At 67.9% G+C, this 14,860-nt stretch carries 17 protein-coding genes and 2 pseudogenes; 4 read left to right on the top strand and 15 right to left on the bottom strand.

The window, feature by feature from the left end; genetic code table 11:
• Positions 1–27: 27 nt before the first annotated feature.
• The 10 genes and pseudogenes from ACQEXA_RS27585 to ACQEXA_RS27630 all read right to left on the bottom strand — a co-directional run.
• A pseudogene (locus tag ACQEXA_RS27585) lies at positions 28–966 on the bottom strand (tyrosine-type recombinase/integrase); the annotation flags it as partial.
• Positions 966–1,184, bottom strand: coding sequence for an excisionase family DNA-binding protein (locus tag ACQEXA_RS27590; protein ID WP_432930464.1), 219 nt, complete (start codon positions 1,182–1,184; stop codon positions 966–968). The pseudogene ACQEXA_RS27585 and the gene ACQEXA_RS27590, both read right to left, overlap by 1 nt.
• Positions 1,178–2,575 (bottom strand): replication initiator protein RepSA, encoded by a 1,398-nt coding sequence (gene repSA, locus ACQEXA_RS27595; protein WP_433131375.1) that lies wholly within the window; start codon positions 2,573–2,575, stop codon positions 1,178–1,180. Before repSA ends, ACQEXA_RS27590 begins: the two co-directional genes overlap by 7 nt.
• Positions 2,572–2,808, bottom strand: a complete 237-nt coding sequence (locus ACQEXA_RS27600; RefSeq protein WP_433131377.1) for a hypothetical protein — start codon at positions 2,806–2,808, stop codon at positions 2,572–2,574. Before ACQEXA_RS27600 ends, repSA begins: the two co-directional genes overlap by 4 nt.
• 4 nt (positions 2,809–2,812) lie before the next feature.
• Entirely contained in the window at positions 2,813–2,995 is a 183-nt protein-coding gene (locus tag ACQEXA_RS27605) for a hypothetical protein (RefSeq protein WP_433131379.1), read from the bottom strand.
• 92 nt (positions 2,996–3,087) lie between these two features.
• Entirely contained in the window at positions 3,088–3,399 is a 312-nt protein-coding gene (locus ACQEXA_RS27610) for a SpdD protein (RefSeq protein ID WP_433131381.1), read from the bottom strand.
• A gap of 17 nt (positions 3,400–3,416) precedes the next feature.
• Positions 3,417–3,602, bottom strand: coding sequence for a mobile element transfer protein (locus ACQEXA_RS27615; RefSeq protein ID WP_433131383.1), 186 nt, complete (start codon positions 3,600–3,602; stop codon positions 3,417–3,419).
• A gap of 20 nt (positions 3,603–3,622) precedes the next feature.
• Positions 3,623–4,279 carry a DUF2637 domain-containing protein gene (locus tag ACQEXA_RS27620; RefSeq protein ID WP_432929086.1) on the bottom strand — a complete coding sequence of 219 codons (657 nt, stop codon included), beginning with the start codon at positions 4,277–4,279 and terminating at the stop codon, positions 3,623–3,625.
• A 15-nt stretch (positions 4,280–4,294) separates the two neighbouring features.
• Complete coding sequence (locus tag ACQEXA_RS27625; protein ID WP_433131385.1) at positions 4,295–5,635, bottom strand: FtsK/SpoIIIE domain-containing protein; 1,341 nt, start codon at positions 5,633–5,635, stop codon at positions 4,295–4,297.
• 2 nt (positions 5,636–5,637) lie between these two features.
• Positions 5,638–5,967, bottom strand: a complete 330-nt coding sequence (locus ACQEXA_RS27630) for a hypothetical protein (RefSeq protein ID WP_359410366.1) — start codon at positions 5,965–5,967, stop codon at positions 5,638–5,640.
• Between the two features lie 188 nt (positions 5,968–6,155).
• On the opposite strand from ACQEXA_RS27630, the gene ACQEXA_RS27635 reads away from it, so the two are divergent.
• The 3 genes from ACQEXA_RS27635 (at position 6,156) to ACQEXA_RS27645 (ending at position 8,973) form a co-directional block, all read left to right on the top strand.
• Entirely contained in the window at positions 6,156–6,914 is a 759-nt protein-coding gene (locus ACQEXA_RS27635) for a GntR family transcriptional regulator (protein WP_433131387.1), read from the top strand.
• Between the two features lie 462 nt (positions 6,915–7,376).
• Positions 7,377–7,874 (top strand): hypothetical protein, encoded by a 498-nt coding sequence (locus tag ACQEXA_RS27640; RefSeq protein ID WP_432930453.1) that lies wholly within the window; start codon positions 7,377–7,379, stop codon positions 7,872–7,874.
• Positions 7,875–8,748: 874 nt separating this feature from the next.
• On the top strand, positions 8,749–8,973 hold the full coding sequence (locus ACQEXA_RS27645) for a DUF7660 family protein (protein ID WP_359411331.1): 225 nt from the start codon (positions 8,749–8,751) through the stop codon (positions 8,971–8,973).
• A gap of 153 nt (positions 8,974–9,126) precedes the next feature.
• Here ACQEXA_RS27645 and ACQEXA_RS27650 read toward each other — a convergent pair.
• The 4 genes and pseudogenes from ACQEXA_RS27650 to ACQEXA_RS27665 form a co-directional block, all read right to left on the bottom strand.
• A pseudogene (locus ACQEXA_RS27650) lies at positions 9,127–9,252 on the bottom strand (DUF6233 domain-containing protein); the annotation flags it as partial.
• Positions 9,253–9,314: 62 nt separating this feature from the next.
• Complete coding sequence (locus tag ACQEXA_RS27655; protein WP_432930449.1) at positions 9,315–9,845, bottom strand: hypothetical protein; 531 nt, start codon at positions 9,843–9,845, stop codon at positions 9,315–9,317.
• A gap of 382 nt (positions 9,846–10,227) precedes the next feature.
• Positions 10,228–11,511: a tyrosine-type recombinase/integrase gene (locus tag ACQEXA_RS27660; RefSeq protein ID WP_433131389.1), complete on the bottom strand. Its 1,284-nt coding sequence runs from the start codon at positions 11,509–11,511 to the stop codon at positions 10,228–10,230.
• Between the two features lie 83 nt (positions 11,512–11,594).
• The gene (locus ACQEXA_RS27665; RefSeq protein WP_432930445.1) at positions 11,595–11,801 is read right to left on the bottom strand and encodes a helix-turn-helix domain-containing protein; all 207 of its coding nucleotides are present in this window, start codon (positions 11,799–11,801) and stop codon (positions 11,595–11,597) included.
• 431 nt (positions 11,802–12,232) lie between these two features.
• On the opposite strand from ACQEXA_RS27665, the gene ACQEXA_RS27670 reads away from it, so the two are divergent.
• Positions 12,233–13,156 carry an IS5 family transposase gene (locus ACQEXA_RS27670; protein WP_432929601.1) on the top strand — a complete coding sequence of 308 codons (924 nt, stop codon included), beginning with the start codon at positions 12,233–12,235 and terminating at the stop codon, positions 13,154–13,156.
• A 226-nt stretch (positions 13,157–13,382) separates the two neighbouring features.
• On the opposite strand, the gene ACQEXA_RS27675 is transcribed toward ACQEXA_RS27670, so the two are convergent.
• The gene (locus ACQEXA_RS27675; protein WP_432930443.1) at positions 13,383–14,858 is read right to left on the bottom strand and encodes an ATP-binding protein; all 1,476 of its coding nucleotides are present in this window, start codon (positions 14,856–14,858) and stop codon (positions 13,383–13,385) included.
• Positions 14,859–14,860: the final 2 nt, after the last annotated feature.

Genomic DNA, 14,860 nt, shown 5'->3' on the forward strand with positions numbered 1-14,860 from the left:
TGCGCCAGGACCACCAAACCAGTTACGGTCGTAGAACCTGAACCCCTCTGGAAGGCCGAGGGCCGCTCGGGCGCGCCGCCACTTGCGACCGAAGGAAGTCCGGCGGAACGGCGCACCCTTCTCGCCGACGAAGACCAGGCCGTCGGGCCCCTTCTCGGCGAACCAGGCGAGATGCTGCTTCACCTCCTTGTGGAGAAAGGCCGGAAGGACGACGGCACGTACGCCCGCGTCCGACTTGGTCTCGCCAGGCGCCCGCTTGCCGTTGGTCCGCTCCGGCTCGGCGACACGGACATGGATCACCAGGTTGTCGAGGTCGACGTCCCGGCGGCGGATGCCTGCCAGCTCTTCGGGCCGCATCGGACCGTACGCGCCGAGGTAGACCATGAGTCGCCAGCGAATACCGATCGCCTCGGCGAGACCGTCGACCTCGGCGACGGTGGCAATCCGGCGTTCGGAGGCCGACTCCTTGCCCGCGCCCTTGATCCGGCACGGGTTGCGGCTGATCAGGTCGTCATCGACGGCCGTCTCAAGGATGCCCTTGAGGAGGCGGTACGCCTTGGCAACGGTGGTCTTGGCCTGGGTGGTGCGAAGCCGCTCGGCGCGCCACTCACGGACGCGAGGAGCGGTGATCTCGTCGAGATCGAGGGCGCCGAAGGTGGGAAGGATGTACAGCCGCAGGAGGTGCTTGTACAGGTCCTCAGTGCGAACGGCCAACCCTCGTTCCTCGACCCACTTCTCGGCGTAGATCCGGAAGTTGACTGCCCCGGCGTCGGGAGCACGCCAGTCCCCGCGGCTGAAATCCGCCTCAACCTGAGACAGCCAGACCTCCGCGTCCTTCTTGGTTTCGAAGGTCTCCTCCGCCCGGATGCGCTCACCGTCAGGCCCCAGGTACGACGCCGTCCAACGGCCGGACCGGTACTGCCGCACCGCGCCAAAGCGCCGGCGCCTGCCCTTCTTGTTGGCCATCAGGCGACCCTCCGAAGTCCAGCTCTACGGAGCCTGATCGGCTCGACGGTGCGCGCGGCAAGGTACTCGTCCACAGAGCTCTGCGGGATGCGGACGTAACGGCCGACCTTCACGTACCGGATGCGCCGCTCCTCGATGAGCCGCCGGGGGAATCGGACGGTGGTACCGAGCAGTTCGGCGACCTGTTCCACGCTGAGGAGACGTTCCACGGTCACCACTCCCCCGTGATCTCGTATTGGTCCAGGTCCGCCCGAACTTCGCGGGCGGTGTCGCGGTTGAGCTGGATGTCGCGGTGGATGGTGGCGGCGAGCCAGGATTCGCCGGGGGTGTGGCCGTGTCCGGCATAGGTCCAATGGGCCAGGGTGAGCGTGGTTGCATCCGGGTCGTCATCGGGGTCGGGCAGGCCGAGGGCGGCACGTTGCTGGGCGGCGCGGTAGTCGGCGCGGACCTGTCGCAGGGCGCCGAGGGTGGTGGAGTAGCGGCGGGACTTGGTGGAGAAGTGGCCGCGAAAGCCGAGCATGTGAGCCCAGTCCCGTAACTTCCGCTCGGGGTAGAGCGGGTGCAAGTCCAGGCACGCCTCAATCAACCGACGCGGGTGGTCAGGCACCCCGAGCAGGGTGAGAGCTTCCTTGTTGCCGATCCGGCGGTCGACAGTGCCGGTGGTCTCGGCTGCCTTGGTGGCGTACTTGGCGACGTAGGAGGCCACGGCCTGTTCGGTGATGTCCTCGCCGTCACCGAAGGCGCCGATCGGCTGGACATCGAGCTGCGTCCCCCACCGCAGCGTGCGGGCTGGTTGGTCACCGGCCGCCGGCACGTCGACCGCTACCCGGGCGGCAGCAGCATGGATGGCGTCGGCCAGGAGATCGAGGGTGGCCCAGACGGGGGGCGGGGTGTCGGGTCCCTCCGGTCCGTCGAAGCGGATCACCGCGTGGAAGTGGACGGCGCCGCGCTTTTGGTACTCGGCGACCTTGCCGAAGGACAGGCGGGACTGTTCGTGGGCGGCTGTCTGGGTGAGCCCGACGTGTCGGGCGATCTCGCGGCGCAGGTAGATCGTGAAGTAGCGCCACAGGTCGGAGGCGTGGTTGTTCCACAGCACGGCGCCCGCGTAGTCGTACGTCTCCGAGTCGAGCGGGGTGCCCAGCTCGGGCGCGTCCTCGGGGTGGTGGGTGCCGCAGGCGCAGTGCCGGGTGCCGGGGCGGTTGTGGACGGGGCCGAACGAGGGGGCGGTGAGGGTGGCGAAGACCCGGGGGTGATCGCGCACGGTGTGCGGGGTGCCCTTGTCGGGGTCTCCGGTCAGTCCGGCGCGGATGAGGTGGTAGGTGTCGCCGGCGTAGGTCCAGGCGCAGGCCGGGCAGCGGGAGGCTCGGCGGTTGCCGCAGGCCACGCGGAGCGTGCCGCCGGGTTCGTGCTCGGTCGTGTAGTGGTGCAGGACCGTGCGGGTGGCCGGGTCGATCGTCTTGGTCGCGCCCATCAGGCGGATGGGGTCGGCGCAGCCGCCGGTGCGTCGGATCTGTTCTTGCCAGCGGTCGAAGTCGCCGGATGCGGCCACCCTGAGCACGTCGGCGAGGGTGGCCGTATCCAGGCCCGCCGCGGTGGCGGTGTCGGTCACGCGGACACCTCCGGCGCGTTGGTGTTCAAAGCGTCCAGAGCGTCGGCGGCTTCGAGTGCTGCGGCAGCCAGGTTGCGTAGGGTCCCGGAGGTACCAGGCGCGGCGATCAGCGCGATTTCGACGAGGTCGCCCCCGATGCGGAGGCTGACAAAGGGGGCGGCGCTGTCCGCGAAGGCGGTGACGCGGAAGCGGCTGTCCGGCTCGATGTGGGCCGAGGTGGTGAGGCTCTTCACGTGGTCACCTCCGGCCCTGGGCGAGCGCGAGAACCGGGACGATGTGGCCAGTGCCCTTGCAGGCGGGGCAGTCGACGCGGAGGGTGGCGCGGGTGCCGTCGCGGTGGCGGGTGCCGGTGGTGATCGCGGCGGTGGAGAAGCCGTCGCAGTCGCGGCAGACGGGCGTGTTCTGGGCGTGCTGGGGCATGATGGGGCTTCCCTTTCGGGTCCGTTGGATCTGGAAGTGGGTTGCAGGCGCCGGGGCGGCGGTCTTTGGCGAGAGAGCCGCCCCGGGGCCGTTTAGCGGTGGTTGTTGAGGTCCTTGACGAGCAGGCGCAGGACGACGGCAACCACCGCGACGGAGACGCCGGTGATGGCCACGGCCAGCAGCAGCGAGACCAGGACCGCGCCGACAACGAGAACCACGGCACCGCCGCCGGCGGCGAGGGCGAGCGCGCTGCCCGGGGTGAGCTGAACAGTGGGCCGGTTCGATACCGGGGCGACCGGGGCCGGGCTGGTCTGCGGGGCCGGAACCTGGGGTGTCGCGGTGGACGGCTGCGCCATGGTGGGTGTGGGGGCGGTGTCCGGGGTCGGGTACTTCGGGGTGAGCACAGGTCTTCTCCTCTCGGTTAGGCGTTGCAGCGGTGGGTGCGGGCGGCGAGTTCGGCGGCCGAGCGGTCGCGGTGCTCGGTGGAGAAGCCGCAGCCGGGGGCGGTGCAGGCGGCGGTGTGCCGGGTCTGGCCGCGGCCGTTGTTGTAGGAGCCGACCTTGACCGGCCCGATCTGCACCACCTGGTAGAAGCGATTCGGGCGCATGGAGCGGAGCCTCCTTCGGGTCAGGTGAGTTGGAGTTGGGCGGCGATTGCCCGGCAGGTCGAGGCGGGCAGACCGAGCCGGGCGGTGAGCGCGTCGGCGGTGATCGGCTCGCCCGTCGTGTTCCGGTGGATGTCGGCGATAGACCGCGCGTGATCGAGCAGAGCGGGCGGAACGGCCGGGGCGGTTGCAGGCGGTGGGGATGCTGCGGTGAGTTCCGCCGCCGGGATCGGGGCCGGTGCCGGTTCGGGTGTGTCGATGCGGTGCATCTCGACTTCCGGTGACGCCGGTTCAGGCTTCGGCTCCGGATCGGTGGTCTCGGAGGTGGGGGCGTGGACGAGGAGGGTTCCGCCGAGGAAGGCGAGGGCGGGCCATCCGGCGACGAGGATGCGCAGCCAGGCCGGCACGTGGTCCATGTCGAGCAGACCGGCCGTGGCGACGTTGGCGCCGAGCGAGGCGCACAGGGCGATCGCGAACCAGGTCCAGGACGAGCGGTCCCGGCCGGTGCGCAGTCGGCGCCAGGCGGCGACCAGCAGCAGGTCGACCGAGACCGGATAGGCCCACGCCTTCCACCCGGACTGTCCGGCCGCCGCCGCCAGATCATGCAGGTGCGCGAAGGACAGGGCACCGGCGATCACGGCTTGGATCAGGACAGCATCGGGGCGGATCGAACGGCTCACGGCGGGTCACTCCTCTCAGTCCGTGACCGGCAGCGGCTTGACCACGGGCGACCCGGACGCCGGGGCGTCGGCGGGCACGTGCGGACGGAAGGGATCGAGGGCGGGGAAGTCGGGGACCAGATGGGCGAACTCCCGGCACACCGCCATCGCCTCGGCGCGGGAGGTGTGCGGGGTGCGGATCTTCGCCCAGCCCCCCGAGGAGTCCGCCGCAACCGCCGTTCCGGGGCGCTCTGCCGGTATCAGACCGGCGGCCAGGACCGCGTCCGGCGCCACGTCGGCAAGCCCCATCTCGGCGGTCTGCTTGTCGTTGACCCGGTGCACCACCCGGCCGGTGAGCTGCGCGCGCAGCATGGTCGCGCCCTTGCCCAGCTCGGAGCCGAAGCGCTGCCCGCAGATCTCCAGATGGATGCCGACCGCGCGGGCCATCTGCGCCAGCCGGATCAACGCGGTGACGATCCGCTCCCGCCGCACCTCATCCTTACGGGAGGCGATCAGGAACAGCTCCGCCACCTCGTCCACCAAGACGACGACCGACACCGGCCGCACGCCCTCGGGCAGATCCCACACGTCGGAGACGCCGTGCAGGCTCAGCAAGTCGAACCGGGACTCCATCTCCGCCACCAGCACATCCAGCAGCGCGGCGGAGTCATCCGGGGTAGTGGCCAGGGCCGACAGGCGAGGCGCGTACGCGGACTGTTCCACCCCGCGCTTGCAGTCGATCCCGACCAGCGCCACCGGCAACCGCGCCAAGCCCTTGATCAGGTTCCGCTGGTAGACGGACTTGCCGGAGTTGTTCGCGCCCAGGGTCAGCGCCATGGGCACCTTCCGGTAGTCGCGGACGAACGCGGTCCCGTCCTCCCGCAAAGCCACCGGAACGGTCAGGCCCTCGGGGCGTGCTCCGCGCGGCATCTGCACCCGGCGCAGCACGTCATAGCCGGTCATGCGCAGCTCGACATACCCGGGCTTGGTCTCGGCGATGGTCACCGAGTGGACGCCCCAGGCGTGCCGCAGTCGCTCGGAGGCGGCCACCAGGTCGGACGGTTCCAGACCAGCGGGAAGCCGCAAAGTGACCCGCAGCCCCGTCGACGTGCCCCGGACCCGGCGGACCTTTGGCGGGACCGGCAGTACCTCACGGTGGGCCACGTTCTTCGTGAGGAAGGCCCGCAGGCGTGACGGCTGAACCGTCAGCCCGCACACGTCCATCGTCGAGCGGTAGGTGATCGTGAACCGGCCCCAGGTGACCGGTAGTCCGACCAGCGACCAGTACACGCGCGGAGCGCGTACCTTCGCGTAGCCCAGACCGCCGGCCCCTGCTAAGGCTCCCGTGGCCTCCAGCCACATCGAGACGTCGGTCATGGTCAGACCGCCGACGTGACCGCGACCGCGCGGAACGAGATCCCGTGCCGCTTCTGCCCGTTGAACTCGTTCTCCCAGTCACGAGCCTTCAGTCCCACGACCTTGACCGGCGTTCCCGGCGCCAGGCTCTCCGGGATACCCGTCTCGGGGATGGTGACCTGGTAGAGGTTCCCCTCCCCCTCGTCCGAGACCAGCAGACCCACGGTGGACAGACCCGCACCGGTCTCCCGGTCCACAGCCCGCTCACCGGTCTTCTGGTTGACCAGCTTCGGCACGGGCGCAGTCGCCACGAACACCACAGCGGTCGAAAGGTCGATCTTGAAAGACGGCATGAGCACATCCCTCGCTCTGGAGGCCGCCCGGCGCGACCTCTCTAGACATCTCCATTGGAGCTGAGATCTCTAGAGACGTCAAGAGGGATGTATAGAGATGTTCGAAGCGGAGGATTGCGGCTACACGCACCGAGCGGGTGCCCCCACCCATGGCCTAGGCTGTCTAGAGAAGAGAGGAGGGCCCCGGAATGACGAACACCGATGACGATCGTCGGCCGAAGTACCAGCGGATCGCGGACTCTCTACGTGAGGCGATCCAGTCGGGCGAGTACCGTCCCGGTGATCGACTTCCGGGAGAGAACGACCTGATGGCCGAACACGGCGTGGCCCGCATGACCGCCCGCCAGGCCCTCGGCGTACTCAAGGACGAAGGCGTCGCCGAGGCACGCAAGGGCGCGGGCGTGTTCGTACGCGACTTCCGGCCCCTGCGACGCCGGGGCATCCAGCGACTGTCACAGGAGCAGTGGGGAAGTGGCCGCTCTATCTGGTCTGCCGACACCGAGAGCCGCGCACTAGTAGTGGATCAGGTGACGGTGTCCGAGGAAGCCGCACCCGAACGCGTCAGCCTGGTCCTCGATCTAGCCGAGGACGACAGCGTCTGCGTGAGGCGCCGGCGGTTCGTCCTGGACGGAAAGCCCGTCCTGCTCGCCACCAGCTACCTGCCCACGTCCGTGGTCGCAGGCTCCGCAATCACTCAAGAAGACACGGGCCCCGGCGGAACGTATGCACGGCTTGCCGAACTCGGCTACAAGCCAGTGCACTTCCGTGAAGAGATCCGCTCACGCATGCCCTCGAAACATGAAGCGGCACAGCTGAGCATCTCCTCGGGCACACCCGTCATCCTCATCTGCCGCACCGCATTCGCCGACGAAGGCCGCCCCGTCGAGATCAACGAGATGACGCTCGATGCCGCCTCCTACATCCTGGAGTACGACTTCGACGCGTGACCCCACGCGAGCTGTTACAGGTTTCTCTACCTCATCAAGCACCCGTCGTCGCTTCGCTCCTCCGGGCGGGCGCGGGCGGCCGGCGGCGCCCGCGCTCATGTCTCCGCCCCGCTCGGCACCGCCGGCCGCCCACTCCCGCCCAAGAGGCAGGCACACGGGACATGGGGTGAGAACACGTCGTGGCCGGGGCGGTCGGCTCCGCGACTTTAGCCAGCCACTTTGGCGCGAGCCTCGAAGATCATGGCCCCAACGTCGTGCTTTACCGGGCAGGTCCACAGACTGCCCGACGCGCCGGAAGCTTACGGGGCCATGATCACTCGCGCCAAAGCAGCTCCCGGCCAAAGTCGCTACGCCGACCGCGGTCGTACGCTGGCCACCCAGCAGCACCGATTCCCTGCGCTACCAGCGCGAGGAGCTGCCGTAGCGTGCGGCTTGTGAGGAGCCAGCGGAGAGAGATTGATCATGCTGCCTGCGAGTGATCTTGAAGCTTGCTTCGGTGCGCCTCGCGGCTACTCCGAGGTGGGTGCCTGGGAGGAGATGGAAGCCGCGACGGGGCCGCTACCGATGGACTACAAGGAGTTCGTGGCCGGGTTCGGGCCGGGCATCGTCGGCCGTTTCCTCAACGTGCTGCATCCGCAGTCCGCCACGCTCAACATGTTTGAAACGATTGAGCGCATGGCTCCGCTCTACCAAGAGCTCGTCCCCGACACGATCCCCCACGCCGTGTTTCCCGAGGATGGTGGCATGGTCCAGTGGGCGGTCACGGCGGAGGGCGATGCCTGCTTCTTGGTGCGTGGAACCGAGGGCACATGGCGCATCGGGGTCTGGTTCCGCCAGTGGGCCGAGTGGGAGGAGTACGAGGAGAGCGTCCCAGTCTGGCTTTGTCGCCAAGTGGAAGGCAGGCTGATCATTCCTGGCCTACCGCTGCGCGTGCACGGTGGCTTCGTCCCCGTGGCCTGAATTGTCATCCGAAAAGCCCTGTCTCTTAAGACGGTCTGCCGTCCTCCCCATCGGAGGAACGGCGTCGTCCCGTGCCCAGTCGTGCCCGTTGCGTGCCCGATCCGGCGGAAGGCAGCAGGGACTCACGGGGAACAGCGGCGCCGACCACGCGCCGACCCAGGTCGGGGAGTTGCCAGGTCAGCCTCCATCCGCATACGGCGTCTTCCAAACTGGTGCTCTACGACACCGCCAGGCCCGCCACTCAAAGCCGTTCCACCCGTGCCGTAGTCTTCCCGCGGAGGGGTGCTATGTCAGCGTGGATCATGTTGGGTGCCGGCTGCTTTTTCGTAGTCATGGGCGTGTTCACCTTGAGCGGCCGAGGGACTGCGGCGTATACGCGGTCGCCTTGGGCTGGTTGGGGTTGGATAGCGATGGGTGGCGGCTTCGTCTTGGACGGAGGACCCAAACTCCTCGGCTTCTCTTCCGGAGCGGCGGCGGCTCTTTCCGCCGTGGCTATGGGGCTGATCGTGCTTGGTGCGGTGCTTCAGGTCTGGCGCGGAGGGTTCGCCAAGGCTCGTCGTGCTGGCGACGGCGACTGAGTGGCGCCCCCACTCCCTATCTAGGACGACCGTCAAGTGGGCCGCTGATGCCTGACACCAGCGGCTGACACCAACAACGGCGGACGAAGGCGGATCAGGGCGAACCCTGGCGACCGCTCCCACGCCGCATGGCGGCCAAGATCCAGTGCCTAGAGCTCGCGATGATTGACCTGATAAGGATGAGGCCAGACTGCAAAGCCTGGCGTGGAGCCGTCACAAATTGACGGATGGCACTAGGCCGATCACGCTACGGTCCAGCAATGCCGAACGATGCACCCGATCCCTTCAAAGAACTCATGACGCGAGAGTCCCTCGCCGCCGTGATCCGCAGCCTTTGTGACGACTTTCACCGACGGGGCGAGGAGTGGGAGAACCGCACTGTGGAGGACTACCTCGGTGCGCTCGCCGCGTGGATCACGGACTCGCCCGGCTCGTACCGGTACCTCGGCGAAGAGATGCCGCCGGACGGCGACTGGACGTTCTTTGCGCGGGCCCTCAGCGCGGCCGTCGTCTACGAGTAGCCGAAGGGCCGTGCCCGATACGGCGAGCGTGCCACTTCCGTGCCAGAACGGACGGGGACTCACGGGGAATCGAGGTTCGTCAGGATGCGCACCGCCCCACGCTGCCCAAGGCAGGGATTCCCAGGTCACGCCTATGGTTCCCCAACCTCGCTCCTAAAGCGGGTGTCGGCGGCAGCCGCCCTCCCACTGCTCCAGGAGCCCCAAGGCAGTGTCTGGACAGCAGTGCGTGCACGCCGGCACCTGCTGACGCAACGCCTCCAGAGCCTGTGTCCTCGAGACACTGACACACCGCGGTCAAGGCCCCTGGAGGCACTCCCTGCGGAGACTGGGGTGGGTGGCGGTCAGGTGAAAGCGCGGGCGAACGCATCCGGGCCGTAGACGAGCTCGGGCACGCGGGCGTTGATGATGGGCCAGAGCTGGATCAGGTGCTGCTCGGGGTTGATGCGGCTGATCTGGGGTGCGTCGAGCGGGGCAGGGTGCAGGCCGGCGGAGCGGCCGCGGACGTGGACCCGGCAGCGGTAGGCGCCCGGGACCGTGCCGAGGACCAAGTGGGGCAGCTGGCCCTGCGGGCCGGTGACAGTGACGATGCCGTGCAGGATCTGCAGGTCGTACTCGGCGGCCATCTCGAAGGTGCGGTCCACCTTCGGCGGCATGCGGCGCAGAATCTCGACCCGGCACGGCAGGGAGCTGAAGTCGGTGCCGGTGAAGATGCCGAGCCAGGACGGGCCGCCGAAGGCGAGCCCGTCCTGGCTCGGGGTGTCGCGGCCGTCGCGCTCACCGCCTGCTTCCAGCAGGTAGAAGTTGTCCTGGACGGTGAGATCGGCCTGGCCGGAGGAGGCAATGTCACGGGGCGGGCTGACGTACTCGGTCACATGGTCCAGTGTGTCAGCGGCTCACTCGGGATCCCGCCCAATCCCACACGAGGGAACAGCAGGGGTCCACGGAAATCGGATGACGCTTCGTTTCGCTGAACCGACCAGCATGCCCGTCCCAGTCGTGGTCTCACTTCTGGTCTCATTCGCACGCGTACCGCCCCGTCCGGATGAGTACCAGGGCACATCCAACTCCAAGGCAACGGACACACATAGACGCAGGTGAACGGCCCCGTATGGTCGTTTGACTAGCACAAGCACACTTGGAAAGCGTGTTGGGGGCAACCCCTCACGAGTTCGAATCTCGTATCCTCCGCCATTGCTCTCACCGGGCAATACGTCGAAGGGCCCCACCTCACGGTGGGGCCCTTCGACGTATTCCTCAGTCCTCGTTGTCCTGGTTTTTGTCCACAGCGGGTGTTTCCGGCGTTCCCCAGATGGCGTCGGCGATCTTCCGGGCGACGTCCTTGAGCATGGCGTCGGGCACGTGGAGGTACCGCGCCCGCATGCTTGCGGAGGTGCCCGGCTCCCACCCCATGATCTGATCAATGACGCGGTCCGGGACACCAAGCAGCATGAGCACGGTGGCGGCCGTGTGCCGGGCGTCGTGCAGCCGACCGTTCCGAACCCCCGCGTCTTCCAGCAGCCGCTTCCAGTCGTGGTAGTCCGTGTTCGGGCTCAGTGGGCCACCCAGCAGCTTGGTGAATACGTAGTCCGACTCTGCCCACAGATCACCGGCCGCCTTGCGCTCGCGCTCTTGCGTCTCGGCGTGTCCACGGAGCATGGCGACCAGCGGGCCCGGCAGGGGCACGGCACGCCGGCCCGCTCGAGGCTTCGTGTTCTTGGTCTCGCGCCGGACCTGCACCTTGCCGGGGCAGTACCCGGCTTTCCTGCCGCACGGCGATGCTTCCGGACACCCGTGCTCGTACCTCGGGCGCAGACGATTCCTCCGCAGCTTCAGGTACTCGTTGCTCAGGTCGACGTCAGACCAGCGCAGCCCGAGCGTCTCGCCCTGCCGCAGTCCGAGCGCCAGCGCTAGCATCCAGCGGGCACTGTTCCGGCGCTTGTTGGCTTCGAGCAGTAGCCGCTGGACCTCTTCCACGGAGTAGGGCTCTACCTCGGATTCGTCCTCTTCCATCCGTGGCGGCTTCGCCAACGCGGCGGCATTCTTCGCCGCGTAGCCGCGCCGTACCGCCTCACCCAGAGCGGTTCGGGCGGTGCGGTGGGCCTGGTGAGCCGTCCCGGCCTTGCGCTCCCCGTTCGCTTGCATACGGCGATACAGGCTTTCCAGGTGTTCGGGCTGCAAGCGGTCAAGGCGGTGCTTGCCTACACCAGGCGCGAGGTGAACGCGAACGGCGACCTCATAGCCGTCGTACGTGTTCTCGCTGACGGTCGGCTTGGCGATGTTCTCAACCCAGTGCCAAAGCCACTTCTCAACCGTCCACGCCTTACCGGGCTGACGCGCCGAACCCTCATCGCGCTGCTTCTCAAGCCGCCGGACTTCGTCAACCAGCTCCTCACGCGTCGGGCGCGTCACGTGTCGGCGGTACGCCTCCCCGTTGTCCTTGTACCCCATCGGCACTCGGGCGTGCCAACGGCCGTCCTTCCCGAAATAGATGGCGGATTCGCCGTTGGCGCGCCGGGTGCGCTTCTTCTCTTCTGCCACAGGCAAACTCCTGATTTCTCCCTGTCAGATGGAAACCAAGACGGCGGGCAGTCCCGAAGGACTGCCCGCCGTTTCGGGGGTCGTCAGGCGTCTCGTCGACCTGCGACGTACTTGGCTGGCGCGTCGGCGGGGATCCTGCGGAGGGCGCCGACGGTGATGGATTCCAGCTCTCCAGAGCGGATGAGTCGGTAGCAAACGGTTCGACCGATCTGGAGACGTCGGGCGGCCTCCTCAACGGTCAGCAGCACGAGAGTGGGATCGATGGCATCGGCGAGGTGGGCCGTGTCCATGTAGCTATCTCCTCTTCAGAGTCGACAGTCGCGGCGGGCCAGCGGCGGCGTGGGCTTCTCAGGAGCCCGCGTGTGTCCGAGGTTCGGATTTCTGCGTCACCGCGTCATCTGCGTCATCCGTGCTTCTGACCTGCGGCTTTCGGGTGACGCAGAGGCTCAGGGGTGCGTCATCGGTGACGCAGGCTGTCCGTCATCGGTGACGCAGGTGACGCACGATGACGCAGAGCCTGCCGTCTGCGTCACCCCTGTATGCGCAGGTAGGTGCCGTTTTTCGGGCTGGGTGACGCAGGTGACGCAGCGTCTTCCCTCTTAGAGCCCGTGAACAAACTGATCGTTGTCGGCGGGTGGGAATCGGTGAAGTGACGTGAACGACCAGGACCTCTTGGTAGCAACTGCGGTGTCGAAGCCCAGTCGCGCCAAGAGGTCCTGTCATGCCGTTGTACGCCCCTGCCGCCACCGCTGTCACCCCAGACGGGCAAGGTCACTGCCCCTGCCTGGCCTGCCGGTTCGGGCACGGTCGCCGTCATCCGGCCCGGCCCCGCCGCTACACCTCAGACACCACGGATGCGGAGTGGCAGGTCATCGCTTCGGTACTGCCGTGGCCGGCATGGCTGGACGGCAATGGCGGGCGGCCGGAGGAGTACTGCCGTCGGCTGATCGTGGACGCGATCTTCTACGTCGCGGACAACGGCAACAAGTGGCGCAACCTGCCAGGCGACTTCCCGCACTGGCGCACGGTGCACACCATCTTCACCCGGTGGTGGCAGGACGGAAGCGTCGACGCCATCCACAACGACCTGCGTGACGAGGTCCGCCGATCCGAGGGCCGGGACACCGACCCGACCGCCGCGATCATCGACTCGCAGTCGGTACGCGCTGCGGAGACGGTCGGCGCCGACAGCCGCGGGTACGACGCGGGCAAGAAGGTGGCAGGCCGCAAGCGCCACGTGATCGTGGACACGATCGGCTTGCTCCTCGTCGTCATGGTCACCAGCGCGAGCGTGCAGGACCGCGACGGCGCCCGCCCCTCGCTGACGCACCTGCGTGACCTCTTCGAATCAATCAGCCTGGTCTGGGCCGACGGCGGCTACGCCGGGAAACTCGTCACCTGGGCCAAGAAGAAGCTCCAGCTCACGATCGAGATCGTCAAGCGCAACGACGACGTCAAGGGCTTCGTGGTACTGCCACGCAGGTGGGTGGTTGAGCGCACGCTGTCGTGGATCTTCCAGCGCCGCCGCTGCGTACGCGACTACGAACGGTTACCCGAGCACCATGAAGCCATGGTCAAGTGGTCCATGATCATGCTGATGTCCCGGCGCCTGGCGGGCACGAAGGACGCCAAGCACCGGAAATGATCAGTTTGTTCACGGGCTCTTAGGACAAAAGAGGGGTGTCTGTTGTAGTTCGGTGCGCCTTACAGCGTGAAGAATGGGCCCCTTGGGCGGCGTTGCCGCGGCCGGGCAATGACGGGCCGCTTCGCGGCGCGACCTTTGGGCGACGAGTGGCGCCGAACAGCAAGAGGAGCACGCCTCGCTGGGATGGTGCTCTTCTTGCTTGTCCGGGCGACGTGCGGAGTCCGATTCAGAACGCCTGCTCCTGCTCGTGTGGGGGCGCAGCGTGCAGGCGGGTCATTTCGAGGTAGCGGCCCGTTTTGGTGCGGCCCGTGTCGATGAGGACACCGCGGGCGGCAAGCGTCGGCTGGAGCCGCTTGAGCCGGTCGGAGAGGACTTTGCCCGTGGTCGGCCACCCCTTGGGCAGGGAACGCAGTTCCTCACCGCTGTAGAGCCGACTGAGGCAGTGCAGCCACTCGGTGGACGTCATCCGCTGCGCGCCGCCCGGCTCGATGGCGTCGGCGTGCCTGAGAACGGTCTGTGCGAGGAGATCGCCCTCGATCACGTCGTCGTTCAGGTCGTCCAGACTGGCCCGGTACGCGGTCAGCGCCCCGAGACCGGTTGCCGCATCGAGCTGCGCGCACAGGCGGGCGAAGTCCGCCATCCGCAGGTCCGTGGGGGTCTCCGCCTCCACCGCGCGGACCTTGACCGCAAGGTCCAGGAGCGAGCCGAGAACGACGGGCAGAGCCTCTGCGTACTCCGCCCACAGTTCGGCCTCGGTGCGCCGGACGCGGGGTCGCTCCAAACGGAGCGGCAGGAGCCGTTCCGCAAGGTCGGGCCGGATGACGCCGACGTCGATGCCGGTCAGGAGCAGGGGCCGACGGTAGCCGACGCGGAACACGTCCCCGTCGGTGAACAGGGCGCGCTTGACGTTCTCGACGCCGGTCACGATGCAGCACATCGCGTCGGACAGGTCCGGGGTCATGTGGGAGAGGTTGTCCAGGGCGGTGACCCATCCGGCCGCCACCGCCGCGATCAGATTCTCCTCATCCTTCGGAGCGCGGCGCAGGTCACCGCTCATGCCCTCGATGATCCGCACGAGCATCCGCCCACCGGTGGACTTACCCGCGCCCTGCGGGCCGGTGAGGAACGGCGCGGGGACCGGCACGGAGGGTTCCAGGCAGCCGAGGAGCCATGCGATGGCCAGGCACTCAGTCTCCGCGGTGGCGAAGTTGCACAGCCGTAGGAGAAGGTCGATGCCCTTGCCGTCGGTGTCTTTGGCCGGCAGGGGCAGTTCCCCGGTGAGCTGGGTGCGTCGCCAGCACACCTCGCGCGGGTCGGGAATGGCGATGTCCCAGCCGGTGGGGTGGATACGGACGGACTGCCCATCGCTGCGGCCCAGGTCCAGCCACGTCGCCCCGTCGAAACCGGGAGCAACGCGGATGTGGACGGGCTGCACGTCCTCGGAAAGGGCAAGCGCCTCGATCAAGTCCAACGCCTCTTTCAGCGCGGTCCCGTTGAACACGCCGCGCCCGTCCCTGAATAGGCCGACCATGAGTTCCTGCCGGTGACTCCCCGTCGTGCCCTGAGAGCGGATCGGACAGGCCACCGGGTGGCTGTTCCTCTGTGCGTACACAGTCCCGTCCGCGGTGCGGAAGTACCGAAAGTGCGCCTGCGCGTAGTCTGCGATGACCTCGCGAGCAGGGGTCTTCTCGTCCTCAGACATGG

Source organism: Streptomyces sp. CA-106110 (assembly GCF_050936285.1).
Lineage (GTDB): Bacteria > Actinomycetota > Actinomycetes > Streptomycetales > Streptomycetaceae > Streptomyces.